Here is a 23,867-nt window from a genome sequence, read left to right as displayed (position 1 = left end):
GATTGTGGAGGATGATGAAGCGATGGCTGACAGGGTTTTCAAACGTCAACTAAGCAGGGGTCTGTTTATATTGGCTATTCTAACATTGCTGCTTGGACAAGTGATTTCTGTGAATGCAGCGGTGCCTACCGATTCGGTGGTAAAGTTACCTTTTGATGGCAATACCCTTGATGGCTCGGGCAATCCTATAAGCGTTGCCAGTACGGGCTCTCCAAGTTTTGTGACGGGTCGTTTGAACCAAGCGATTAACTTTGACGGAACTAATCAGTACTTGAATTTAGGCAGCACGAATCAAACAAAATTCGGGACAGGGGATTTCACCGTTTCATTTTGGATTCGTTCTTCCGCCGTATCTGGCGATCCCGTCATTATTGGCAATAAAGATTGGAATAGCGGGTCCAATACAGGTTGGGTCCTGTCCCTGCAATCGAATGGGAGCATCATGTGGAACTTCGCGCCAGCCGGGAATTCCCGAAGCGATGCTTATATTTCCGGGGTAGCTGACAATGATTGGCATTTCATTACCGTTTCCCATCAACGAAACGGATACGCTACGCTGTACAAGGATGGCGCCGTGGTGTCTGCTGTTGCTATTTCGAGTAAAACAGGAACCATTGATACGACCTACCCGACAGCGATCGGACAGGACGGCACGCTCAATTACTCTTCTCGTTTAAATGCCAATATTGATCACATGCAGCTATTCAAACGGGCGCTGAGCGATACGGAAGTCAAAGACATGTTCAGCTCGTTTACGATGGGATCAAGCACCCAAAAGGTGCTCGTCATCGGCATTGACGGCACGCGTTCCGATGCTCTGCAAGCGGCAAATACGCCAAGCATGGATGCGCTAACTGCTGGCGGTGCCTATAGTTACAATGTACAGGCCAATTCCAACTACACATGGAGCGGGACCGGTTGGTCTTCCATTTTGACAGGCGTTTGGTACGATAAACACGGTGTCACAGATAATTCCTTTTCAGGAAAAAATTTTACGCAGTATCCTTCCTTGATGCAACGGGTCGAACAGTATAATCCCGCATTGTCTACGACCTCTATCGTGAATTGGGGGGCTATCAACGACAATATTATTTCAGGTATCGACTCGGAAACGGCAGTACCAACGGACGATCTCGTCAGAGACCAGACTGTAAGTTTAATGCAAAACGGCAATCCTGATTTCACGTTCATTCAATTCGACGATGTCGATCACGCGGGTCACGCGTACGGATTCAGCACTTCGGTTCCACAGTATATTAACGCCATCGAACAAACGGATGCAAGAATCGGTGCCGTGGTGAACGCCATTCAAAGCCGCAGCACTTACGCTGAGGAAGATTGGCTCATCCTAGTGACAACCGACCATGGCGGTACGGGTACTAGCCATGGCGGCAACAGTGAGCAGGAAAGATCGATATTCCTGATTCTCAATGGCAACTCCGTTGCTAAGGGGCCGATTGCCAACACGCCCAATCAAACCGATGCACTCGTTACTGCAATGAAATTTCTCAAAGTGCCCATTAATCCAGCTTGGAAACTGGATGGACAAGCGATTCCATATGATTCGTCATTGAAGCTGCAGCTGGACGGCAATATGCAGGACAGTTCCGGCAATCATACAACCGTTACTTCGCAAGGCTCACCTACCTTTACTACCGGGCAAACAAATCAGGCGATTCATTTTAATGGAACCCAGCAATACTTGAATTTGGGAAGTACCTCGAATACGGATTTTGGTACTGGCGATTTCTCTGTTTCATTCTGGATTCGTTCTTCCGGCGTAGTTAACGACCCATCCATTATTAGCAATAAAAACTGGAGTAACGGTGCTAACACAGGCTGGGCTGTCATCCTGGAATCAGATGGCAGCGTGAAGTGGAACTTCACGCCTGCTGGACAATCTCGCAGCGACGCTTCTATTCCGGGAGTTTCCGATAGCAAATGGCACTTCATTACCATAACTCATCATCGCAACGGCTCTGCTTCTCTGTATAAAGATAGCGCATTAGTAACATCGGTAAATATTTCAGGCAAATCAGGAAGCATTAATACGAATTACCCAACAGCGATCGGTCAGGACGGCACATTAAATTATTCTGAGCATTTAAATGCCGACATCGACCATGTTCAGCTATTTAAACGGACGCTGAGCCCATCCGAAGTTTCAAACCTGTACAACACTACAAAGGCATCGAGCGATGCGAGTTTGACGGATTTACAAATGAATGGTGATTCGGTAAATGGCTTTGAAATGACTACGTTAAGCTATGCATTAAGCGTCCCGAGCAACGTAACGGTTGCAAATGTAGCCTATACGACATCGGATGCAGCCGCAACGGCTGTTGTGAATGGCGGGAATAACTTGTCCTTGGGTGACAACTCGATCACCGTTACCGTTACGGCGCAAGACGGTACGACGAGAGTTTACACCATCGTAGTAACAAGGCAGTCACCGCCGCAGTTAAATGCCCTCATCGTACAAGTACAGACGGTATTAGATGCAGCGGTAGAAGGCCTCATGGCTGGGCAATATCCTAGCGGTTCCAAATTGATTTTGCAGGAAGCACTTAATACGGCCAGAACAAGCGCTGCCATTGCGCAAACGGAACAAGACTTCGATCAAGCAACAACGACTTTAAACCAAGCCCTGTTAACATTCCAAAACTCGGTTATCGTTCTGATTCCTGGGGATCAGCAAGTATATGTACAGTCAATTGCAGTGACAAGCCCATCGTCCACAATTGACATGAAGGGCGAAACCCTTCAATTAAGCGCAACGGTGCTTCCAGTCAATGCCACGAATAAGTCTGTTACATGGGCTGTTTACGAAAAGGATGGCACACCATTGACGGATCAAGCCACAATCGATCAAAATGGCGTGCTGACTGCTGCGAAAGACGGAATCGTAAAGGTGGTAGCAACAGCTACAGATGGCAGCGGTATACAAGGCTCCAACTATGTCGTGATCACCGGTCAGATACCTCTGCCGACGGACGTGCCGCAGGCTACGCTTACGGGTCCGACAGTCGTTCAAGCAGGCACAGAGTTCTCGACCAAGTTCGGCTTAAACAATGTAACAGCCAGCGTATATTCGGCGGTTTATGCAGCTGATATTATAGTAGCTTATGACGCTGACGCCATCGACTTTGTATCTGTAGATCCGTTAATTTCCGGATTTATGGAGGTACAGACGCAAACCGATATCCCGGGCCAAATTCGGATTCTTGCTGCGAGCCAAGGGAATACGGGAGCAATAACGGCAAGCGGAGACGTATTCACATTCAATTGGATGGCGAAGCCGAATCATCCGTCTACGACAACGAATTTGGTACTGACCAAAGTTGCTGTTTCTAACGGGTTAGGGCAGAAGTTGGATGCTGCGCTAGCTAATCTGACAGTTTCAGTTACGTCGACAGATAAAACAACGCTGCAGACGGTCATCGGCTTGGCGCAGTCGGCTTATGATCATTCGGTAGAAGGAACGTTAGTCGGACAATATGCGGCTGGTTCCAGAGCGGTGCTATTATCCGCTATACAAGCAGCATCGGCCATCCATTCGGACCCTACGGCCACGCAGCAGCAGTTGGATCAAGCAGCCAATACATTAAACTTGGCGCTGCAAGTTTTTAACGGGAAGATCATTACGGTTTATGCGCGTGGAGATGTCAATGGAGATTACGCCATCGATATTGGTGACTTGGGCAGAGCAGCTGTTTATTACGGGAAGACTTCAGCAAGCAGCGACTGGAATGAGGCGAAAAGCGCGGACTACAATAATGACGGCAAGATTAGCATTGTAGATATCGTAGGGATCGCTAAATTGATCCTGCAATAAAGATGCAAGGTTACAACCAGTGCCCGGTTCAACGTTAAGTTGGCCCGGGCATTGTGTCATTATTAGGCTTGTAAGCTTTAGATTCACAATGCCAAAAAGGGTAGAGGATGTTTTCCTCTGCCCTTTTTTTGGTAGATGATTAGTTTTTAAAGGAACAACAATCCACTATTTCCTCGAAAAAGCGAAATTTCCGTATGCAAGGGAACTACGTTCCGCTATTTTGCCAAATTCACCTGAAAACGTTGCTATGGAGGGCAAATAAGAGCCTGTAGTTCCGCTCAGCTGAAAATATGCTCGCTTTTCCCAAAATAGAGGCCCCCAGTTCCCCTAAGCTGAGGAAGACCTTCTTTCATGAACGAGATCTCGATAGCAGGAGCTGGTTACTCGCTAACCATACGATTCGTCAAGCTTCCCAGCTTCTCAATGGAAATGGTGACAACATCGCCATCCTTCAGATAGACGCGCTTATCAACCGGGTCGCCCAGCACAACACCTTCTGGCGTTCCTGTGAGAATGATATCCCCCGGGTATAAAGTCATATGCTGAGAAATATAGCTGACGACCTCATCACAGTGGAAAATCATATCCGCTGTATTCGAGTTTTGGCGCACTTTACCGTTGACCGTGGTGCTGATCTTCAGATCATTCGGATTGCCAACTTCGTCTGCAGTGACTAGATAAGGGCCAAGCGGGCTGAAATCATCGCACGATTTACCGAGCAACCATTGAGCCGTACGCATTTGCAGATCACGCGCAGAAAGATCATTGACACAGCAGTATCCGTAAACGTGGTCCAAAGCTTCTTCTTTGGAAATATATTTGGCCTGCTTGCCAATTACGATAACGAGCTCAGCCTCATAATCGACTTCTTTGGTAACACGGGGGAGGGCGATATCATGGCCATGTCCCGTCAGCGTATTATTAAATTTGTTAAAAAGAATCGGATATTGCGGGATTGCGGCATTCGTTTCTTCGGCATGCTTACGGTAGTTAAGTCCGACACAAATAATTTTGCCGGGTTCAGTGACGCAGGGACCGTAGTTCAAAGTCTCTTCATTATGTATCAGCGTTTGGCGATCATTGCTTTCAAGTGCGAGGTGGACGAGCTGGTGCAGAGCTTCAGTGGCTGCTGCTCCGCCTTGAATAGCTTCGGTAACCGTGGTTGGAACAGCGAATGCTGGTGATAGCTGCTGAACAGCTTGAGCGACATCGAGTACACCGGAATCGGTTTGAATACCTAGATGGAAAGCATTGTCTTGGGTAAATGTAAGCAGTTTCATGTGAAAACCTCCTGAATAATGAGATATGAAGAGTTTATAAGGAACAGGCTAAGCATTTTTACCAAAAGTGACCCCACCGTCAATGTACAAGGGAGAGCCCATCATGAACTTGGAATCATCAGAAGCAAGGAACAAGGCAGCTGAAGCTACATCTTCGGGACGGCCCATTTCGTTGCTGAGCTGTCTGGTTTTGAGAGAGGCGATAGCAGCTTCTGGATCGTCATAAGAGGTGTGAATGTAATTTTCAACGAAAGGAGTCATGATCGTTCCCGGCAGCAAGGCGTTCACCCGAATACCGTAAGAGGCATAGTCCACCTGCATGGATTTGGTCAGCGCAAGGACGGCGCCTTTCGTTGCGGCATAGGAAGCACGGCGAGCCAATCCGATTTCGGCAATACAGGATGACATGTTAATGATCGAGCCTGATTGTCGTTCCATCATATGGGGGAGGACATGCTTCGAAGGGAGGAAGACACCCTTTACGTTAATGCTCATGATGCGGTCCCACGCTTCAGGGTCAAGCTCATGAAGCGCCCCGACACCGCTAATGCCTGCGTTGTTGAAAAGCACGTCAATTCGGCCGTAGGCTTGAATGATTTGATCAACCATCGCCTTGACGGAGTCAGAGTGCGTAACATCTGCTTGAATGAAGCGGGCTGCCCCGCCGCCCTCTATAATTTCATTCACCGTCTCGATCCCTTTGGCTTCGTCGAGATCGTTTACGATGACCTGGGCGCCTTCCCGCCCGAATAAGAGAGCAGTGCTTTTGCCAATGCCTGAAGCTGCACCTGTGATGAGAATAACTTTGTTGTGTAACCGCATGTTCAATTCTCCTTTACTATTCGGATAGCTGATGAGCAAGCTTACAAACTTCTTCTATACAGATCTGCTTCTTTTGCTGCCACTGAGGCAACATCATTGAGCAGCTGACAGCGGCGATGACCTTCCCATACAAATTTCGGATTGGAGCGGCGACGCAGTTGAATCCGATAACGGCTTCTTCCAAATCGAGCGCGTAGCCTTGTTTGCGAATTTGATCCAAGTCTTTAGTGAGGTCTTTCAACGATACGATGGAATGGGCAGTTAACTGTGAAAATGGTTCTTGATCTGCCCGGTAGAAGCTACCCAGTTCCTCATCACTAAGATCAGCCAGCATGACCTTGCCGAGTGCTGTGGCATGTGCAGGCAGGCGCATGCCGGGTCCAGAGGCGAGACGAACTGGCGTAAGCGCTTCCTCTTTGGCGAGATAGAGCACTTCATTGCCATCTAATCGAGCTAATTGCAGCGATTCACCCAGTCTCAGCTTGGTTTGAGATGCTTCCTTGTGGAAGGACTCGTTCAAGTCCCTATGCTGGACAGCCGCATGGCCCAAGCGCGAGAGCTCGCGTCCAAGGCGGTAGGTTTCGCCGGTATCCTTCTCGATCCAGCCTAGGTTCTCCAGCGTTAAAAGCAGCGAGTACATCGAGCTTTTGTTGATACTGAGCGAACGGGACAGATGGATGAGTTTCAGCTGACCGGGCTGCAGTGATATTTCTTTGAGAATAAGATGAGCACGTTCAATGGCTGGAACGCGGTATTTATCGTCCAATCGTTGGCCTCCCAGCTCATTTGGTTTAATATACAAAACTTAGTTTACCAGTTAGAACTATCATAGCATAGGGCAGTGGGAAAAACGAGAGGGTAAAAAGAAAAAGAGACTTTCCCAAGTCATATGAATGACGGAGGGATAGTCTCTTGTGGGCGTACGTATGTCGCTAATGGACACCACAGCGTTTATTCGAAGGAAACGAGGCCCGAATAAAATTTAACGGACATCAAATCTACAAGGGGTAGATTATCTGCCGCCTGGCATAAATTGCTTCAACCATCCGCCAAAGCTTTGCGGATTCCTCGTTTGAATAAGCACGACGCCTTCGCCGCGGAATCGGCATACGACACCTTCACCGCTTGTGAAGCTGGAGAGCCAGCCTTTGGCCGCTTTCTCAATCGTATACTGCGTATAATCCGGCCATGCGACCAGATGCCCGTTATCAATGACAACCTCTTGCCCAGGTGCAAGGTTAATGGCATGAATAGCTCCGTAGGAGGAGAGGAAAACCGTGCCTCTACCGCTAATTTCAACGATGAAGAAGCCTTCGCCGGACATGAAGCCGCTCATCAGGTTTTGCATTTTCGTATTTACTTGAATGCCGGATGTTCCAGCAAGGAAGCCGTCCTTTTGCACATACAGCTTGTACGATCCGTCTAGCTCAACAGCCTCAATATCACCAATCACAGCCGGTGCCAATAGAACCTCGCCGCCCCCACGCGTTGGGGTTAATTCCTGAAAGAAGAATTTCTCGCCGCTCAGCATACGGCCAAGACCTTTCATAATGCCGCCATCTATCGTACCTTTGAGCTCAATGTTAGGCGACATCGAGACCATAGCTCCTGCTTCTGCCTTAATGTTTTCTCCAGCTTCAAGCTCCACGCGCAGCATTGGGAATGCGCCTTTATATAGAATCTCGTGTTTCATAAATCATCCTCCATGAATAAGTAGCATTTGAATAAGAAAATGGTTAAGCCGAATTCGACTGCCGCAGTGTCTCTAGGCTGCGATTCAAATAAACGAACAAAGCGCAGAGCAGCAGGATTCCCATAGTGATATAGAACACCGACTTAAACCCATAGGCTGCTGCAAAATGACTGCCAAGCAAAGGGCCAATCAGATTGCCGAGAAACAGCGAAGATGTGTTAAAGCCGTAGGCTGTCCCCTGAATCTGAGTAGGGGCGAGTTTCAAGACCAGTACATTCAAGGAGGGAATCATGCCTCCGATGAACAGCCCCAGCAGGAATCTTCCGACGAGCAGCATCGTAATGCTGGTAGCGAAGGCCTGCGGAATGAAGGCGAGTGCCGCCATCGACAAAGCGATGACAAGTGTTTTGCGTTGGCCGATACGGTCGCCCAGTCTCCCTAAGGAGGGCGAGCCGAACAAGTTGGCGATACCAGTAATCGCCACGATTAAACCGGCAAATAGCTCCAAATGATTGCCGGAGTAAATCGTTTTGGCATAGACCGTCACAATGGGCTCGATGCTCATCATCCCGACTTGCGTAATGAGTGAAGCGGCAAAGACCGGCAACAGCGGGCGAAATAGGCGCCACTCTGTACGTTCTCGTGCTTTTTTCTGTGCAGGAGCTTTGCGCTCCTCATGAATGAAAATCATCACGATGAGACTGGCGCAGAGCATGAGACCGCCTGTAACAAAGAAGATGTGGCTATAACCGATCATACCAGCAAGCAACCCTCCGATCAAAGGGCCGATCAACGATCCGGCGATGGATCCTGTTTGCAGCGTGCCGAGCGCCTTCCCGGAGTGCTCCCGGGGTGTCACCGATGCTTGCAGGGAGACGGCCATGGAGATGAAACCGGAGAAGAAACCATTCAACAGCCGAAGCGCAAGCAGCTGCCAGGGCTCCGTGACAATGCCCATCAAGGCGGTCACAACAGCCATGCCGAACCCGGCTCGCAGCAGCATGATTTTGCGGCCGCGACGATCGGCGATTGCTCCCCAGAGAGGCTGCGTAAGAAATGAGGTGATGAACTGGGCGGCAACGATCCAACCTGTCCAGCGCACGACATCACCAACCTCGTGGACCCCAAGTTGTCCGATATATAGAGGCAGAAACGGAAGAATGAGGTTCATTCCGCACATGATGGAAAAGTTAGCCCCCCATAAGATCCACAGTGACTTTTTCCAATGTAAGGGTGCAGGCATCAGAGAGGCTCCTTATCTTTTTTTCCCAGTATAGCATACTTCACTTCGATGCCATTTATAGGGGCTGGGAAATAATAAAGCTATCCCTAAGCGGATGGACCGCTGACTAAGGGATAGCTGTAAGACAGATGATGCTATGTATTCAAAATGCACGAGACCGATAGCTGACCCATGTGCCATGAGGTTTACCTGATTAGTCTTACCGCCGGTAGGTGCGGAAAATGATATCCCGGTTGTAGTTGCCGAAGCCTTCACCGTACAACGTGAGCCCGCCGACATGCGCCGCATGCTCCGGCACTTCAATCCGTAGTAGCCACTCGTTGCGCGACATGCGGATGTCCTTGATCGTAACGGCCGAGAGCCGCTGCCCGTCAAGGAAAGTGCCCTGTTCGGTGATTCGGATCACCTTCAACCAACCATATTGGTTGATGGAATCCGGCCACCAACTGGGCGTGTAGTGCCCGCGGCCCTGCCCCGAATCGCCGGGGCTTGTCCAATAGCCGAGCAAGGTGTCGTTGACATAGAAATGAATGTCCGAAGGCCAATTCTCGGCAATGCCTGGCGCTTCCGAGCCAAGCTCCAGCGAAATCTCAATCTCCTCCAGCGTCTGGCTGGGGAGCAAATAATTCGGGATGCGGTACTCCACGAAGCCGCTCCCGAACCAGAGAATCTTCGCATGCATTCGCTCAGGTTCGAAAAAGTAGCGCGGATCGTCGTACTGCCCGATCGTATGATCGGCCGTCGCGAGACCGCATGTAGGCTGCACTTCAAAGCGCGTGTAATGTCCGATGGGAATGGACACTTCATCGAACACGCGCTTAGGCTCACTCAGCTGCGGCAGCTGAATCTCGACGCGCGAAACCGCGAGCGAGCACATCTTATGCGTGCCGCCTTGTTTGCGCACTAACGCCGTGTGAATCAAGCCTCCGGCCTCCAGCTTCTTCACATGCATAGTCACGATAGCGCTGCTTAAGCCAAGCGTCTGGGCTAGTTCCTTCACGTTCATCTCTTGCTGAGCAAGCAAATCCAAAATCTGAAGCCGCACATCGCTCGCTAAAGCTTCATAGAGCGGCAGCCATTTGCGGTCTGTTGACGCTTGTATCATAGGATTCCAATCCCCTCTATTTCTATCTATTCCTAACTTCGACTGATTTATATAAATATAAATCCAAAACATTCTTAAAGAAAGGCTTGAAATCAAGCATTGATTATTGTTTAATAGAAACAACATCATAATATTTGTATTAACTGGTTCATATTTTTATTAATTATACTATGAGGTGATGACAATGTCTATGAAAGCAAGCATGATTGTCGACAAGGATTTTACAATAGGAGAAGTAGATTCTCGTATTTACGGCTCGTTTATTGAACATTTGGGACGCGCTGTCTATGGAGGGATCTATGAACCAGGACATCCGCAAGCTGATGAGCAGGGGTTTCGTGCGGACGTCATGGAGCTGGTCAAAGGGCTGGATGTGCCAATCGTACGTTATCCGGGGGGGAACTTTGTATCCGGTTACAATTGGGAGGACGGCATTGGACCAATCGAGGAGCGTAAGAAAAGGCTGGATCTGGCTTGGCGCACGATTGAGCCTAATTTGGTAGGACTTAACGAGTTCATGGATTGGTGCCGCAAAGCGAACACCGAGGCGATGATGGCGGTAAACCTAGGGACTCGCGGAGCAGATGCAGCTAGAGATATCATTGAATATTCCAATATCAAAGGCGGTACCTACTGGAGTGATCTGCGGATTTCCCACGGGTATCAAGCTCCTCATAACATCAAAACCTGGTGCTTAGGCAACGAAATGGACGGTCCATGGCAAATTGGCGCCAAAACCGCTGCGGAATACGGGCGTACAGCCTGTGAAACAGCTAAAGTCATGAAGTGGGTTGACCCTTCAATTGAGCTAGTAGCTTGCGGTAGTTCCAGTTTGACTATGGCTACCTTCCCAGAATGGGAAGCGACTGTCCTCGAGCACACCTATAATCATGTTGATTATATTTCACTGCATCAGTATTACGGCAATCGCGACAAGGATACTTCGAACTTCCTGGCCCAATCCATGGGCATGGATCGTTTCATTAATACGGTCATCTCTACAGCCGACTATGTTCAGGCGAAAAAACGCGGTAAGAAGAAAATTAACCTTTCCTTTGACGAGTGGAATGTCTGGTATCATTCTAATGATGCTGATCGTAAAATCGAGCCTTGGTCCATCGCTCCTCCGCAGCTGGAAGATATATATAATCATGAGGATGCTCTCCTCGTAGGTTGTATGCTAATTTCGATGTTAAAACGTGCGGATCGGGTCAAAATGGCTTGTTTAGCCCAACTCGTCAACGTTATTGCGCCAATTATGACGGCTAACGGCGGAGCAGCGTGGAAGCAAACGATCTATTATCCTTACATGCATGCAAGCTTGTTCGGACGCGGAACGGTTCTTGTGCCTCTCATTAAATCGCCTAAATATGATGCGAAAGATTATACAGATGTGCCTTATTTGGAAGCAGTAGCTGTTCATAATGAGGAAAAATCAGAAGTAACAATCTTCGCTGTTAACCGTCATTTGGCGGAGGCGCTTCCGCTTGAATTGGATCTTCGCAGCTTTGGTGCCTGCCAGGTTACTCAGCATATCGTGCTGGAGAGTGACGATTTGAAAGCCGCGAATACGATTGACGCTCAAGATCGTGTCAAACCGCACAACGGCGGCAATGCAGCCGTAGATTCGAATGGTCAAATTCACGCAACGCTTGGGAAAGCGTCCTGGAACGTGATTCGTTTGAAGTTGGCCTAGGTTCATAGGCTGGTCAACAGCTCTTCACAAAAGACATGGTACGAAGCAGATGCTTCTGCCATGTCTTTATCTTGTTCTTTTTACGTATTTTTTACATCATCTTAATAAAATAAATCATCCTCACGCATCACATACTATGACCAAGCAGCTGGCGGGAGTCTATCAGGCTTGACGAATGGACGAATTCTTTATTTTGCAAGCCATGCTCTGGTATGATGGAGGAAATCTTTCTTTAAGGAGTTTCCTGTATGAAAATAAAGCTGCTGATGATGAGTATGATCATTTTATCTATGGGGCTGACGGCCTGCGGAAATGGAAATAAACAACAAAATGACGCGCAGACAACGCCTGCACAAGCCGATCCACAAAAGGTTTACCAGAACTTTTGCATCTCTTGTCATGGTAATCAATTACAGGGCGGAGAAGGTCCCAACATTCAAAAAGTCGGGGAACGTTTGACGGAAGATGAGATTATAAAGCGCATCCAAAAGGGTGGTGGCGGGATGCCGCCGTTCCAAGTCGCGCTCAAAGAAGAGGAATTGAAGGTGTTGGCTGCGTGGTTGGCAGGTCTTAAGTAGAGGAAATAAATGGGTATCCTAAGGTTCCTTTAAGGTTATCTACATATTTTCTTCACAATTGGGGTTTAGAATAGGGGCAAGAGGAGAGTGATGCAATATGCACTTGAATTTGAAGCCCCGGAGCCGTCTTCGCAAGAAGCCGAATAAGAAGATGAGACCACAACGACTGGGTGCGACGATTTCGTTAGTACTTTTTTTAATTTTATTACCTGTATTATCAGTGGCCGGCATGGAGCTACTCGAGCGCGGCTCGCTGCATGATACGATGAGTTGGATTACGTCCAATCAATCGCTTTTTCTATTAAATGCAGGAATCACCTTTTGTTTGCTTATTTTTATTTATGCTTTGGTGGGGTCCCTAGCGATCTCAGGAGCAATCTCGACCTTATTGCTTGGCCTTATGGCTTTAATTTCTTACATGAAGGTGACAATGATTGGGGAGCCATTCTTCCCGTGGGATATTTTGCTCAACAAAGAAAGTATGGATATCGCTTCGCTTGTGACGGGTAAAGCCGCGCTGATCAGAATCGGAGCTATCATTGTCTCGATTATTGTTGTACTTGCCTTAAGATGGATTATTCCACGCACCACGATTTCGATTATCTCAAGAGTTGGTTTAGGGCTGTTCTCGCTCTATGCCTTATATGCTTTCGGGATCAAAACGCCGTTAGCAGGCAAAATTCTGGACCATATCGGTGTGAATGAAATTGTTTGGAATCAACAAGAAAACTATGCGAATAATGGGACAGCGCTGGCTTTCACACTCAACGTGAAGAATTCCATTGTTCAGAAGCCGGAAACCTACAGTGATGTGGCCATTGGAGCTGTAGCGGCAAATATTGAATCTGTCTCCCAGGCTCAAACACAGCCAGCTATGAAAAAGGCGTCAGTCGATACGCTGCAAGGGAAGAAACCGAATGTTATCTTCATTATGAGCGAAGCATTCTGGGATCCAACGTTGCTGTCAAATGTGACATTCAGTGAAGACCCACTGCCTACGATCCACCGTTTGCAGAAAGAGTCGACCTCCGGTTACCTATTGTCCCCTCAATTCGGTGGCGGAACAAGCAACGTAGAGTTCGAAGTGCTTACTGGTAATTCCATGAGCTTCCTGCCGGGAGGATCTATCCCGTATCAGCAATATGTAAGTAAACCTGTTCCAAGTTTAGCGAGTTATTTTGCCGGTCAGGGTTACAAAAGTATGGGGATTCACTCCTATGAAGGCTGGTTCTGGGATCGCAACTCCGTCTACAAACAGCTTGGTTTTGAATCTTTCAAAAGCAGTGAGCATTTCGTGAATCCGGAAACGAAGGGTTACTTCATCTCGGATGCCGAGGTGTCTCGCAACATAATTGATGAGGTGGATAAAACAGAGGATCCGATGTTTATTTACACCGTTACGATGCAGAATCACGGTCCTTACGATGATCCGCGGTACGGAGAAAATCAGTTCAAGGCGGAGGGCAATCTGACGCCGCAAGCCAAAACGATTTTGGAAACTTATACGCAAGGTGCACATGATGCAGATCAAAGTCTGCAAATGCTCATCGATCATTATCAAAATTCGGATGAACCTACGATGATCGTCTTCTATGGGGACCATCTGCCGATGCTTGGCCTCGATTACCAAGTGTACAAAGAAGCTGGATTCATCTCAACTAGCAATGCCAATGCTTGGTCGCTGGACGAAGTGAAGAAAATGCACAGCATTCCGCTCGTGACTTGGTCGAATTTCGATATGCCCAAGCAGGATATTCCGCTGCTAAGCGATTCCTTCCTAGGCGCTCATGTTCTGGATATGCTGCATATGGAGAAACCAGCGAACTTCACGCTGAACGCGGAACTGGCCGCGCAAGTACCTGGATTGTTGAGCAATCTGGTTGTGGATCAAGACCAAACGCTTCATGCGGAAGCGCCTGAATCTGCCAAAACACTGATTGACGATTACAGGAACGTTCAATATGATCTCCTCTTCGGCAAGCAGTATCTAGCCGGTTACATTGATCATGATTATTTAACGAAGGCCTCGCAGCCTAGTTACAATGCCGAGTTTGATCAACCGGACTCCAAACTTCGGGCTGAAGGGGATAGCGGTAGTCCTCCGGAAGCTAAGCCTGTGAGTGCGCAGTAAAATAGTTTAGGAAAGAAGCTGTCCCTAGGTCATATGAAAATGACTTTAGGGAAAGCTTCTTTTTGCGTTGGTCGCCATGGATGGGCCCAGCTGGCAGTTGTCGTGCTGACTCAAATTTTAAAGGGAAATTCTCCCGTTATTTCAGCAATTCTTTGCTTTGCAAAAAAAACATTGCCATTCATAGGGTAATTTTGGTAATATGGAACTCCGTCTCTACGCTGCGGCTGCAGTGGAAAATCGTTTTTTTGCACGAAAAAACATAGGAGGTGTACAATGCTTTTCGCGGTTTTAGCCCGTAAGGCATACGCAAGAAATTTGCAATATCGCGGTTCGCATTTGCTCCATAATGCCGTCAGTGCAGTGTTTGGCTTCATTTATGCAAGTATTTGGTCTGGACTCGGCAGCGACTCCTCGCTCGGCGACTACGGAGCCAAAGGGATGGTCGGCTACATTGCTTTTAACCAGGCGATCCTCTGGATTACACAGTTTACGACGAACGGACTAGGACTCGAACAGTCGGTGCGCACAGGTCAGATTGCGGTTGATCTCATGAGGCCCGTGCATTTGTTCTATCAAGCTATGAGCAGGGAATGGGGCCAAGTATGGTATCAGTTTCTGTATAAATTTATCCCGATTTACGTCCTCTACTTTTTTATTTTCTCCTTACAGCTTCCACACCAGGCTTCCGTTTACGGCTGGACAGCGATTGCGCTGGTTGCAGCAGCTTATATCTCCATCTGCATGAACTATTTGATTGGCATTGCTGCCTTATGGACCACGGAATCCCGTTGGTTTTACTGGCTGAACTACTCCTTCAGCATGCTGCTCTCCGGCTTCTTCATTCCGCTGGAATGGCTGCCAGGTTGGCTTCGCACTATAAGTAATTTCACACCTTATCCGTATCTACTCTATTATCCGACTCGTATTTACATGCAGCTAGAACAAGGCACGATTGTGCTCGGGGCTCTTCTTTGGGGCATCGGGTTTACTTGTGCCTGTCTGGCTGTTACGCATGCGGTACGCAGAAAGCTGGAGGTGCAGGGCGGATGATGTCAGTGAGGCTCTATCTCCTGCTGATCAAGGCGAGCATACGCAGCCGGATGCAGTATAAATTCAACTTTATTTTCTCAACGCTCATGGCCTCATGCATACAAATTTCTGAATTTCTCATGGTGGCGCTAGTGATGATGCGCTTCGGCAATATCAAAGGTTGGACGCTCTATGAAGTTTGTTATCTCTATGGCGTCATGATGATCTCCAAAGCGATTTACCGTACGCTGGCTTCTGATGTGCATCATTTGGAAAAATATCTCGTATCCGGTGACCTGGATGCGCTATTGACGCGCCCTGTCCCAGTGCTGTTAGCGCTGATGACACAAAACTCCCGCATCCTCTTCGCTGAAATCGGTCAGGGCATCATCTTGCTCATTATTGCCATGCGAGTTCTGATGGCTAATGGGCAAATTGGGTGGCCCTCGATCCCGTTAACGGCATTAATTATCTGTACGGGAGCGATTATTTTATTCGCGATCGGGCTGGCTACGGCAGCTGCGGGCTTCTGGCTGACACGCATCGAATCCTTACAAAATATGACGGAGGACGCCTCCCAAACAGCGGCTCGCTATCCGCTTACGTTATATCCCAAATGGCTGCAAGGAGCCCTTCTAGTGCTTGTTCCGGTTGGCTTTGTGAATTACATACCGACGTTGTATTTACTGAGGCACGAAGGTGGTATCGGCATGCTGCTAGGCACTGTGGCTGTTGCTTGCGCTGCGCTCTGGCTGGCTATGCGATTCTGGAAACTGGGCTTATCCCGCTATCAAAGCACAGGAAGTTAGTTAATATCGTTAATAAAAAGGAGGGATGGCGTCAACATGATAACGGTCACAAATTTGCGCAAAACATTTCATACTCCGGTCGTCCAAGAAGGCAGATTTTCAGGTGTCCGCACCTTGTTCTCGCGGGCGTATAAAGAAAAGGAAGCTGTACGAGATCTAAGCTTTGAGATTGAATCTGGCGAGTTCGTCGGGTATATTGGACCTAATGGTGCGGGAAAATCAACAACGATTAAGATGTTGACTGGCATCCTGCATCCAACATCGGGTGAAGTGCTGATCCATGGCTTAAGTCCGCAAAAGCACCGAAGGCGCGTCGTTGGCAAGCTTGGCGTCGTGTTCGGGCAGCGCAGTCAGCTATGGTGGGATTTGCCAGTTAAGGATTCCTATGAGATTCTAACAGCGATGTATCGCGTGGAGGAGAGCACCTCACGCCGCCGACTAGATGAGTTGAATGAACTCCTGGAGCTTAAAGAGCTGATGGATATGCCTGTTCGTAAGCTTTCGCTCGGTCAGCGTATGCGTGCTGATCTGGCGGCAGCTATGCTGCATGATCCCGACATTTTATTCCTTGATGAACCTACGATTGGGCTGGATGTTGTAGCTAAGAAGAACATTCGCGGCTTCTTGCAGACGTTAAATCAGGAGTTTGGGAAAACAATTTTGCTGACGACGCATGACATGGATGATATCGAGCAGTTATGCAAAAGGGTGATTGTGATTAATCACGGTCAGATCGGATACGACGGCTCACTGGATACACTAAGAGACAGAATTGGTTTACCAACGATGATGAAGATTACGTATCGCGGGGACATCCAAGTGCCAGAGAGCTGGGAGCTGCCGTTCCGCGTCGTGGAGCAGGAGGCTGGCGTGCTGACGATTGCCTGCAACCGCCAAGAGCTAAAAGCGATGGATGTGCTGCGAGTTGTCAGTCTTTGGGGCGATATGGACGATGTACATATGGAAGAACCTGAGTTTGAAGAAGTCATCCATGGGGTATACAAATAGGCAGGAGGGAGAATAAATGCCAATTAATGAAGAAGAACGGGAGCGGGAAGATCAGCGTGTTGCCTCTGTACGCTCCCAAATTAAAGAGCGGATTATGGACCTGGGGGAGACGGTCGATCAGCGCGGATCGGAATTAACGGCAATCGGACGAAGCTTCTGGGACGATATCTCCGTCAATGCGGATAACGCTGATGATCTCATCGAGACAGCAGCGAGTATGGCCCAGCAGGAGCATGTGCTGATGGGTCAGAAGCGCAGCTTTCAGGTGGCGCAAGATGCGCTGTACAAATTGCAGCGCGTCGTTGATGCGCCGTATTTCGCGCGCATAGATTTCCAGGAGCAAGGCGAGCAGGAGCGCGAGAAGATCTACATTGGTCTCACCTCCTTCATTGATCCGAAGACGGATGAAATACTCATATACGACTGGCGGGCACCGATAGCCAGCTTATTCTATGACTACCCGCCGGGGCCGGCCACGTACCACACCCCGGAGATGGATGTCAGCGGCGACATGCTGCTCAAGCGCCAGTACATTATCAAAGCCGGCGAGCTGCAGGATGTGTTCGATACCGGGATCTCGATCGGCGATGAGATGCTGCAGAAGATGCTCAGCCGCAGCGCCGACGAGAAGATGCACAGCATCGTAACGACGATTCAGCGCGAGCAGAATCAGATCATCCGCGATGACAGGCACAAGGTGCTTGTCGTGCAGGGCGCAGCTGGCAGCGGCAAAACCTCAGTCGCGCTGCAGCGCATCGCGTATTTGCTCTACAAATATCGGACGACGCTCAGCGCCGATAATATGATTTTGTTCTCGCCGAACTCGCTGTTCAGCGATTACGTCTCGCACGTACTTCCAGAGCTGGGCGAAGCGACCATGCAGCAGACGACTTTTCAAGATTATTTAACCCATAAATTAAGCGGCACAGGGCTAAAGCTTGAAGATCCCTACGATCAGCTGGAATTTATTCTGACCGGCACGGAGCAAGATCCTGCCTACAAGGCGCGGATGCAAAGCATCCCCTACAAAACGTCGGAAGCCTTCCTCAGCGTCATCGAGGCTTATGGCGAGAAATTGAAGCATGGCGGAATCCGTTTCGTTGATCTGTCGGTTGGGAAGAAAGTGCTGATTACGGCGGAAGAGCTCAGCGAACGCTTCTACGGCAAAGCCTCGATTCTCGCGCTTGGTGAACGCATGGAGCAACTATCCGAGTGGATGCTGGAGAAACTGGATGAGATTCAAGCGGATGCGCAGAAACGGTTCTATCGTAAAATGGTGCGGGAGCCCAAATATCTCGGTACGGAACCCGAGATGAAGAAGATGAGTAAGATGAAGGCGCACAAAGCCATTGCTCCGCTTAAGGAGAAGGCACGCAACCTTGCTTACGTCGATGTACTCGGCATGTATCGTGAGCTATACACGAATAGAGAGCTGCATGAGGAGTTGATGGCGCAGGCTGGCCAGAAGCTTCCTGAGGCTTGGGAGAGCATCAGCTCTTTCACTTCTGCTGCACTGGAACAAGGGATTCTGCACTACGAGGATGCGACGCCGCTTGTGTATCTGAAGGGGCTTGTTGAAGGGCAGTTGCGTGTTGGAACTATTCGTTACTGTCTGGTAGATGAGGCGCAGGACTACTCGCCGTTCCACTACGCGTATCTCAAGAAGCTGTTCCCGCGTGCCCGGTTTACGCTGCTTGGCGACTGGAATCAAGGGATATTCACGCACGCGAACGCCGCCAGCGACGCGGATGGCCCTAAGAACGAGTACAGCTCGATCAGCGAGCTGATGAAAGAGGAGGAGACGGAGACGATCCGTCTCGTCAAGAGCTACCGCTCGACGCGCGAAATCGTCGAGTTCGCCAGCCGCGTGCTCCCGTTCGGCGAGCCGATCGAGCCGTTCAGCCGCAGCGGCGAGGAGCCGCGTCTTCTGCGCGCGGCCAGCGAGACCGAGCTCTGCCGTTTGGTCGCGGATACGGCGCTGACCCGTCAGCACGGCGGTGCTAGCTCCGTCGCGATTCTGTGCAAGACCGAGCGCGAGACGGAAGCCGCGCACGCAGCCCTTAAGCCGCTGCTGCCTGGCCTCACGCGGATCACGAAGGAGACGCTGCACTATGAGGCAGGCGTCATGATTATGCCGGCGTACCTCGCCAAAGGGCTCGAGTTCGACGCCGTGATCCTCTACGATGCCGGTGCGGCTGTCTACGCGGAAGCGAAGGAGCGCAAGCTGTTTTACACGGCTTGCACCCGTGCGCTGCATCACCTTGATGTTTGCTACCAAGGTGAGTTGACACCTTTTCTCCCGCAAGATTAGATATTCGCCAGTTGAAGATACCGCCCTTCGAATCATTCGGGGGGCGGTTTTTGTATGTCCTGTTCTTGCATAATTCCACCTGGATTGGAAAGCTTAACAAATAAAAAGTTTCCACCTAATACCAAAGTGGGAGATTACCTTATGGCTGCAAGTTATAGGAAGATTACTGCGCTTCAGTTGTATTACGTCATTATTATTTCGATTGCCATAACGAATCATGTACTCCTAATCCCTGTGCTGCTGCATTTCGGTAAACGTGATTCGTGGGTGGGTGCGGGACTATCGATCCTACCTACATTCATGTGGGTATGTCTCATGTATATCGTGATCAAACGCTCTAAACAGATGAACTTGCTGCTATGGATCGGACAGAGATACGGGAAATTCGTTGTATTCCTTCTAAAAGTAGTCGTAATCGGCATTGCCATGACGCATGCGACCATTACTATGCAGGATATGGTGACATGGACGCACATCTCCTATTTGCCGCGAACCCCGCCAATTATGATTTCGTTGGCATTTATGGTTTTCTGCTTTTTTGCTGCCCGTGAAGGGATGAGGGCCATCGCGATAACCTCAGGTATTTTGCTCCCCGTGGTTGTATTGCTAGGCTATTTTGTAATGGGCGCAAATTTTCAATACAAAGACTACAGCTTGCTTACGCCTTTATTTACCCATGGCTATGGACCTGCGCTGAAATCGATGTATTTAACTAGCGGTTCTTCATTTGAACTGTTAAGTATTGTTTTTCTCCAGCATCATGCAGATACTCGTATTCGGCTACCCTCTTTGCTCATCGTTGGGGCTTGCTTAGTAGGTCTCACTGTCGGTCCTTTAATTGGGGCCATTGCGATTTTTGGACCGTTTGAAGCGGATGAATTAAGGTATCCTGCTTTTGAACAATGGCGTATGGTGACACTTGGGAAATATATTTCCCATCTGGATTTCTTATCTATCTTTCAGTGGATATCGGGCGCATGTATCCGCATGTCCATGCTGATGTTTCTCTCCATTGATGTGTTGATGATCAAGAAGAAACGTACCCGGACACTGCTTTTAATCGGGCTGAGTCTATTTTTCGTCACGATGTGCCTGCTGCCGGTCACGGACAAACAGATGGTGAATTTTATCCAAGACTGGTATTACCCCATGATGTTTATTACCGGTGCAGGATTGCTTGTTGTCCTGCTTGTACTGACCATTCTGCCGATGAGGCGCAAGGAGAAGGTGATGAAGTGAATGAGCAAGATTTGCGAGATTGGTTTGCCTCGTCGGCCGATGTCATCATCAAGGAGTATTCGTTATCTGAGGGGGATGTCAGTAAGAAGATTCTGCTAATGTATTGCGACGGTATGATTAATAAGGATCATATAGAGCAGCGTGTACTCCCTCACCTTCAGCATATCATCTCGCATCGACAGGAGAGGGACATGTCCGAGTTCACGCTCCCTACACTGCTTCAAATGCAGGAGATGACAGGACCTGACGTTATGGAGACGATGGCGGTCAATCTATATTCAGGGTTTCTGGTTATGTACTTTGAAGAGCAACAACGCCTCTTTGGGCTCGATTTGTCCAATCCGCCTAACCGATCGCCGGAAGAATCCAATACCGAGACTTCCATTAAAGGACCAAGGGATGGGTTCACGGAAAGCATCGTAACCAATATTGCGTTGATTCGCAAGAGGCTGTTAACTCGCAGTCTTTGTTGTGAAAAGATGGAAATAGGCAAGCGAAGCCACACTACGGTAGCACTTATGTATATCGATGATGTCATCGATTCGGATGTGCTTCGGGACGCAAGGCAGCGTTTGCAGGCAATTGATCTAGATGCCTTGATTTCCAGTTCTCAACTGGAAGAGTTGTTAACGGGGCAAAAGTATAATTTCTTTCCATTGCTGGATTATGCGGGCAGACCTGACTTTGTAGCAGATAGCTTGCTGCGCGGACGTTTCGCCATTATTGTCGACGGTTCACCGATGGCTCTCATCGCTCCGGCAAATTTGATGTTTATTCTAAAATCGCCAGAAGATGTACACTCTCCTTTTTACTATGTAGCGTTCGAACGAGTACTGCGTTTGGGGGGACTGATTGTTGCTACGTTTCTTCCCGGTTTCTGGATATCGCTCTCTGCTTTTAATCTCGACCAAATTCCGTTTTCGTTAGTCGCTACCATTTCGTCTTCCAGACTGGGTTTGCCGTTATCGGGTCCTATGGATTTTATTATTATGCTGCTGCTGTTTGAATTGTTTCGAGAAGCTGGCGCGAGGCTGCCTAAAGTTGTCGGACAAACCGTTACCGTTGTTGGAGGGCTGATTGTTGGCGATGCGGCGATTCGTTCTGGTATCACCAGCCCGACCACCCTTGTCATAACTTCAATATCGACGATAGCCATGTATACCCTCGTGAACCAGACACTTGCTGGGATCGTGACGATTTTGCGAGTGATTATCTTATTGGAATCGATGATTTTTGGGATCTATGGGTTCATGGTGTCGCTGATCGGGCTTGTATTATACATGTCGACCTTAGAGTCATTCGGTGTTCCGTACTTGTCGCCCTTGTCGCCGCCTCGCTTTAGGGAAATGATTCCTGCGATTTTCGCCAAGCCTTTCAGCAGCATGAAAAGTAGACCTAAGATGCTAAGCCCGAAGGACGACACACGTCAGAGTGAGGATTCTCAATGATCATGAATCGATTAGGGCGGATGTTGGTCGGCGTGCTGATTCTCGTCAGTCAGACAGGCTGCTGGGATATGAAAACGATTCAAGACACGAACTACTTTACAGCGATAGGCTTCGATTTCCAAAAAGGGCACTACATCGTCTATGCGCAGATGTTGGATTTCAGCTCCGTTGCGAAGCAGGAGGCGGGCAAAGCTGGGCAGCCGCCTCAGATTTGGGTAGGTCGTGAAGAAGGGGCCACGGTTAATGAAGCTTTCAATCGGTTATATAAAACGACGCAGCAGCGCGTTTTTTGGGGCCACGTCAGCGCCTATCTGTTTTCCAGCGAGGCTCTGAAGCAAGGGATTAGTAAATTTATGGACGGATCTGTTCGATACAGTGAAACAAGATTTACCCAATGGATCTATAGTACAGATGAGTCAATTGAGGCCATTTTCTCGGTTGTTCCTTTTTTCAATGTCTCCCCGATGGCTTCTATTTTGATGAATCCTATTGAGAATTATCACCAATTGTCCTATATACGTCCATTCCGATTGTACAGGGTTGCTGCTTTGCTTCGTGAACCTGGTTACACCTTGATGATGCCAAACTTGAGTATTCAAGAAGATACCTGGAAGAAAAGTCAGAAGCCTGATCCTAAGCTAGAAGTTAACGGTGTTTATGCGATAGGAAAAAACAATCTGGTCGAATGGTTTTCATATAATCAGTTTAAAGGAGACCGCTGGATGGAGAAAAGCAGCGCTCGTTCGCCATTAGTCGTTTATATGAATGGGAAGCCTGTTCAAACCGTTTCAGTTGAAAGACCGAAACCCCACATTAGGCTGCGCAAAGACAGTAATCAGATCTTTGATGTGCACATGAAATGCAAGGTGATCACGATTGAATCCCTGGAGAGAGCGGACGAGGCATCCTTGCAAAAACAAATTGAAAAGCAGATCGCAGAAGAAATTGAGCAAACATTCAAGATGGCCAAAGACCGAGGCGTTGATATCTATCAGCTGGAACATAACTTATATAGACAGGATTTTAAGTTATGGGCTAAGCTGACTTTGAACGGTAAGCATTCGCTTGAAGACTATGAGTTGGGGGATGTCCGGGTGGACGTTCAGCTTACGCATTCCGGGATGTTGAGAGAGAGGGTCAAAGATCAGCAGTACTGATCATAGAGAACAGTGTTTTTATACAGGAGGTAGTCTTAAGAGGTGAGCGAAAGCTTGCCTTTTTTTGCTATGTCCTTTGTCAGGTATTGCTGTTGATGAGGAACTGGAATCCGCTATTTTCCGGGAAATGCAACATTTGGCGAGTGAGGGGAACTCTGTTCCGCTATTTCGTCATTTTTGGCTCGAACATGTGACTTAAGAGGGAAATAAGACCCTGTAGTTCTTCTGTGTCGGTGGAGAAGGCCAATTCTGCTTAAATAGCGGACTCTAGTTCTCTTATGTGAGGGAGGGGAGGCACTCTCCGGCAGAGGAGGGACTGAACATGAAAATAGTACAGTAAATATTCGAATATTTGAGAATTCGGGAGATAAACCTGCATAATGTACATCAAATCATCGGGGGTATGCACATTATGAGGGATTTCCGTGAAATTTGCTGTACAAATTACATGATCTCTTATCCAAACGGTGGTGAGGAGGTAGT

Annotated in this window: 18 protein-coding genes; 12 read left to right on the top strand and 6 right to left on the bottom strand. The window is 48.6% G+C overall.

The genetic code is table 11. The features are described 5' to 3' along the window. Window positions 1-22 precede the first annotated feature (22 nt). A complete protein-coding gene (locus GQF01_RS17235) occupies window positions 23-3,835 on the top strand; it encodes a LamG-like jellyroll fold domain-containing protein (RefSeq protein ID WP_161407958.1) in 3,813 nt (1,270 codons plus the stop codon). Window positions 3,836-4,215: 380 nt separating this feature from the next. Here the strand turns inward: GQF01_RS17235 and GQF01_RS17230 are convergent, their stop codons facing one another. The 6 genes from GQF01_RS17230 to GQF01_RS17205 form a co-directional block, all read right to left on the bottom strand. Continuing rightward, window positions 4,216-5,115: a fumarylacetoacetate hydrolase family protein gene (locus tag GQF01_RS17230; RefSeq protein ID WP_161407957.1), complete on the bottom strand. Its 900-nt coding sequence runs from the start codon at window positions 5,113-5,115 to the stop codon at window positions 4,216-4,218. A 48-nt stretch (window positions 5,116-5,163) separates the two neighbouring features. Continuing rightward, on the bottom strand, window positions 5,164-5,937 hold the full coding sequence (locus GQF01_RS17225) for an SDR family NAD(P)-dependent oxidoreductase (protein ID WP_161407956.1): 774 nt from the start codon (window positions 5,935-5,937) through the stop codon (window positions 5,164-5,166). 16 nt (window positions 5,938-5,953) lie between these two features. Further along, entirely contained in the window at window positions 5,954-6,703 is a 750-nt protein-coding gene (locus tag GQF01_RS17220) for an IclR family transcriptional regulator (RefSeq protein ID WP_161407955.1), read from the bottom strand. Between the two features lie 246 nt (window positions 6,704-6,949). After that, complete coding sequence (locus GQF01_RS17215; protein WP_161407954.1) at window positions 6,950-7,630, bottom strand: TIGR00266 family protein; 681 nt, start codon at window positions 7,628-7,630, stop codon at window positions 6,950-6,952. A 43-nt stretch (window positions 7,631-7,673) separates the two neighbouring features. Beyond that, window positions 7,674-8,873: an MFS transporter gene (locus GQF01_RS17210; protein ID WP_161407953.1), complete on the bottom strand. Its 1,200-nt coding sequence runs from the start codon at window positions 8,871-8,873 to the stop codon at window positions 7,674-7,676. A gap of 199 nt (window positions 8,874-9,072) precedes the next feature. Further along, the gene (locus tag GQF01_RS17205; protein WP_407945411.1) at window positions 9,073-10,050 is read right to left on the bottom strand and encodes an ArsR/SmtB family transcription factor; all 978 of its coding nucleotides are present in this window, start codon (window positions 10,048-10,050) and stop codon (window positions 9,073-9,075) included. A 112-nt stretch (window positions 10,051-10,162) separates the two neighbouring features. On the opposite strand from GQF01_RS17205, the gene arfA reads away from it, so the two are divergent. The 11 genes from arfA (at window position 10,163) to GQF01_RS17150 (ending at window position 23,384) form a co-directional block, all read left to right on the top strand. After that, on the top strand, window positions 10,163-11,674 hold the full coding sequence (gene arfA / locus GQF01_RS17200) for an arabinosylfuranosidase ArfA (protein WP_161407952.1): 1,512 nt from the start codon (window positions 10,163-10,165) through the stop codon (window positions 11,672-11,674). A 248-nt stretch (window positions 11,675-11,922) separates the two neighbouring features. Then, the gene (locus tag GQF01_RS17195; protein WP_161407951.1) at window positions 11,923-12,252 is read left to right on the top strand and encodes a c-type cytochrome; all 330 of its coding nucleotides are present in this window, start codon (window positions 11,923-11,925) and stop codon (window positions 12,250-12,252) included. Window positions 12,253-12,349: 97 nt separating this feature from the next. Further along, the gene (locus GQF01_RS17190; RefSeq protein ID WP_161407950.1) at window positions 12,350-14,383 is read left to right on the top strand and encodes an LTA synthase family protein; all 2,034 of its coding nucleotides are present in this window, start codon (window positions 12,350-12,352) and stop codon (window positions 14,381-14,383) included. 33 nt (window positions 14,384-14,416) lie between these two features. Then, a complete protein-coding gene (locus GQF01_RS36330; protein ID WP_161407949.1) occupies window positions 14,417-14,572 on the top strand; it encodes a hypothetical protein in 156 nt (51 codons plus the stop codon). An 84-nt stretch (window positions 14,573-14,656) separates the two neighbouring features. Continuing rightward, window positions 14,657-15,433, top strand: a complete 777-nt coding sequence (locus GQF01_RS17180; RefSeq protein ID WP_161407948.1) for an ABC transporter permease — start codon at window positions 14,657-14,659, stop codon at window positions 15,431-15,433. Continuing rightward, on the top strand, window positions 15,430-16,221 hold the full coding sequence (locus tag GQF01_RS17175) for an ABC transporter permease (protein ID WP_202556426.1): 792 nt from the start codon (window positions 15,430-15,432) through the stop codon (window positions 16,219-16,221). Before GQF01_RS17180 ends, GQF01_RS17175 begins: the two co-directional genes overlap by 4 nt. Window positions 16,222-16,257: 36 nt before the next feature. Beyond that, a complete protein-coding gene (locus GQF01_RS17170) occupies window positions 16,258-17,229 on the top strand; it encodes an ABC transporter ATP-binding protein (RefSeq protein WP_161407947.1) in 972 nt (323 codons plus the stop codon). 16 nt (window positions 17,230-17,245) lie between these two features. Then, on the top strand, window positions 17,246-19,540 hold the full coding sequence (gene helD, locus GQF01_RS17165) for an RNA polymerase recycling motor HelD (protein ID WP_161407946.1): 2,295 nt from the start codon (window positions 17,246-17,248) through the stop codon (window positions 19,538-19,540). 141 nt (window positions 19,541-19,681) lie between these two features. Next, the gene (locus tag GQF01_RS17160; RefSeq protein WP_161407945.1) at window positions 19,682-20,779 is read left to right on the top strand and encodes an endospore germination permease; all 1,098 of its coding nucleotides are present in this window, start codon (window positions 19,682-19,684) and stop codon (window positions 20,777-20,779) included. Next, on the top strand, window positions 20,776-22,227 hold the full coding sequence (locus GQF01_RS17155; protein ID WP_328803473.1) for a spore germination protein: 1,452 nt from the start codon (window positions 20,776-20,778) through the stop codon (window positions 22,225-22,227). The genes GQF01_RS17160 and GQF01_RS17155 overlap by 4 nt, the downstream gene beginning before the upstream one ends. Further along, window positions 22,224-23,384: a Ger(x)C family spore germination protein gene (locus tag GQF01_RS17150; protein ID WP_161407944.1), complete on the top strand. Its 1,161-nt coding sequence runs from the start codon at window positions 22,224-22,226 to the stop codon at window positions 23,382-23,384. Before GQF01_RS17155 ends, GQF01_RS17150 begins: the two co-directional genes overlap by 4 nt. Window positions 23,385-23,867: the final 483 nt, after the last annotated feature.

It is taken from the genome of Paenibacillus silvestris (assembly GCF_009882985.1).
GTDB lineage: Bacteria > Bacillota > Bacilli > Paenibacillales > NBRC-103111 > Paenibacillus_E > Paenibacillus_E silvestris.
This window is presented reverse-complemented; position numbering and strand designations above follow the sequence as displayed.

Coding starts and splice junctions, on each gene's coding strand:
- GQF01_RS17235 (WP_161407958.1), top strand. CDS start 23: ATGGCTGACAGGGTTTTCAAACGTCAACTAAGCAGGGGTCTGTTTATA.
- GQF01_RS17230 (WP_161407957.1), bottom strand. CDS start 5,115: ATGAAACTGCTTACATTTACCCAAGACAATGCTTTCCATCTAGGTATT.
- GQF01_RS17225 (WP_161407956.1), bottom strand. CDS start 5,937: ATGCGGTTACACAACAAAGTTATTCTCATCACAGGTGCAGCTTCAGGC.
- GQF01_RS17215 (WP_161407954.1), bottom strand. CDS start 7,630: ATGAAACACGAGATTCTATATAAAGGCGCATTCCCAATGCTGCGCGTG.
- GQF01_RS17210 (WP_161407953.1), bottom strand. CDS start 8,873: ATGCCTGCACCCTTACATTGGAAAAAGTCACTGTGGATCTTATGGGGG.
- GQF01_RS17205 (WP_407945411.1), bottom strand. CDS start 10,050: ATGTTTTGGATTTATATTTATATAAATCAGTCGAAGTTAGGAATAGAT.
- arfA (WP_161407952.1), top strand. CDS start 10,163: ATGTCTATGAAAGCAAGCATGATTGTCGACAAGGATTTTACAATAGGA.
- GQF01_RS17195 (WP_161407951.1), top strand. CDS start 11,923: ATGAAAATAAAGCTGCTGATGATGAGTATGATCATTTTATCTATGGGG.
- GQF01_RS17190 (WP_161407950.1), top strand. CDS start 12,350: ATGCACTTGAATTTGAAGCCCCGGAGCCGTCTTCGCAAGAAGCCGAAT.
- GQF01_RS36330 (WP_161407949.1), top strand. CDS start 14,417: ATGAAAATGACTTTAGGGAAAGCTTCTTTTTGCGTTGGTCGCCATGGA.
- GQF01_RS17180 (WP_161407948.1), top strand. CDS start 14,657: ATGCTTTTCGCGGTTTTAGCCCGTAAGGCATACGCAAGAAATTTGCAA.
- GQF01_RS17175 (WP_202556426.1), top strand. CDS start 15,430: ATGATGTCAGTGAGGCTCTATCTCCTGCTGATCAAGGCGAGCATACGC.
- GQF01_RS17170 (WP_161407947.1), top strand. CDS start 16,258: ATGATAACGGTCACAAATTTGCGCAAAACATTTCATACTCCGGTCGTC.
- helD (WP_161407946.1), top strand. CDS start 17,246: ATGCCAATTAATGAAGAAGAACGGGAGCGGGAAGATCAGCGTGTTGCC.
- GQF01_RS17160 (WP_161407945.1), top strand. CDS start 19,682: ATGGCTGCAAGTTATAGGAAGATTACTGCGCTTCAGTTGTATTACGTC.
- GQF01_RS17150 (WP_161407944.1), top strand. CDS start 22,224: ATGATCATGAATCGATTAGGGCGGATGTTGGTCGGCGTGCTGATTCTC.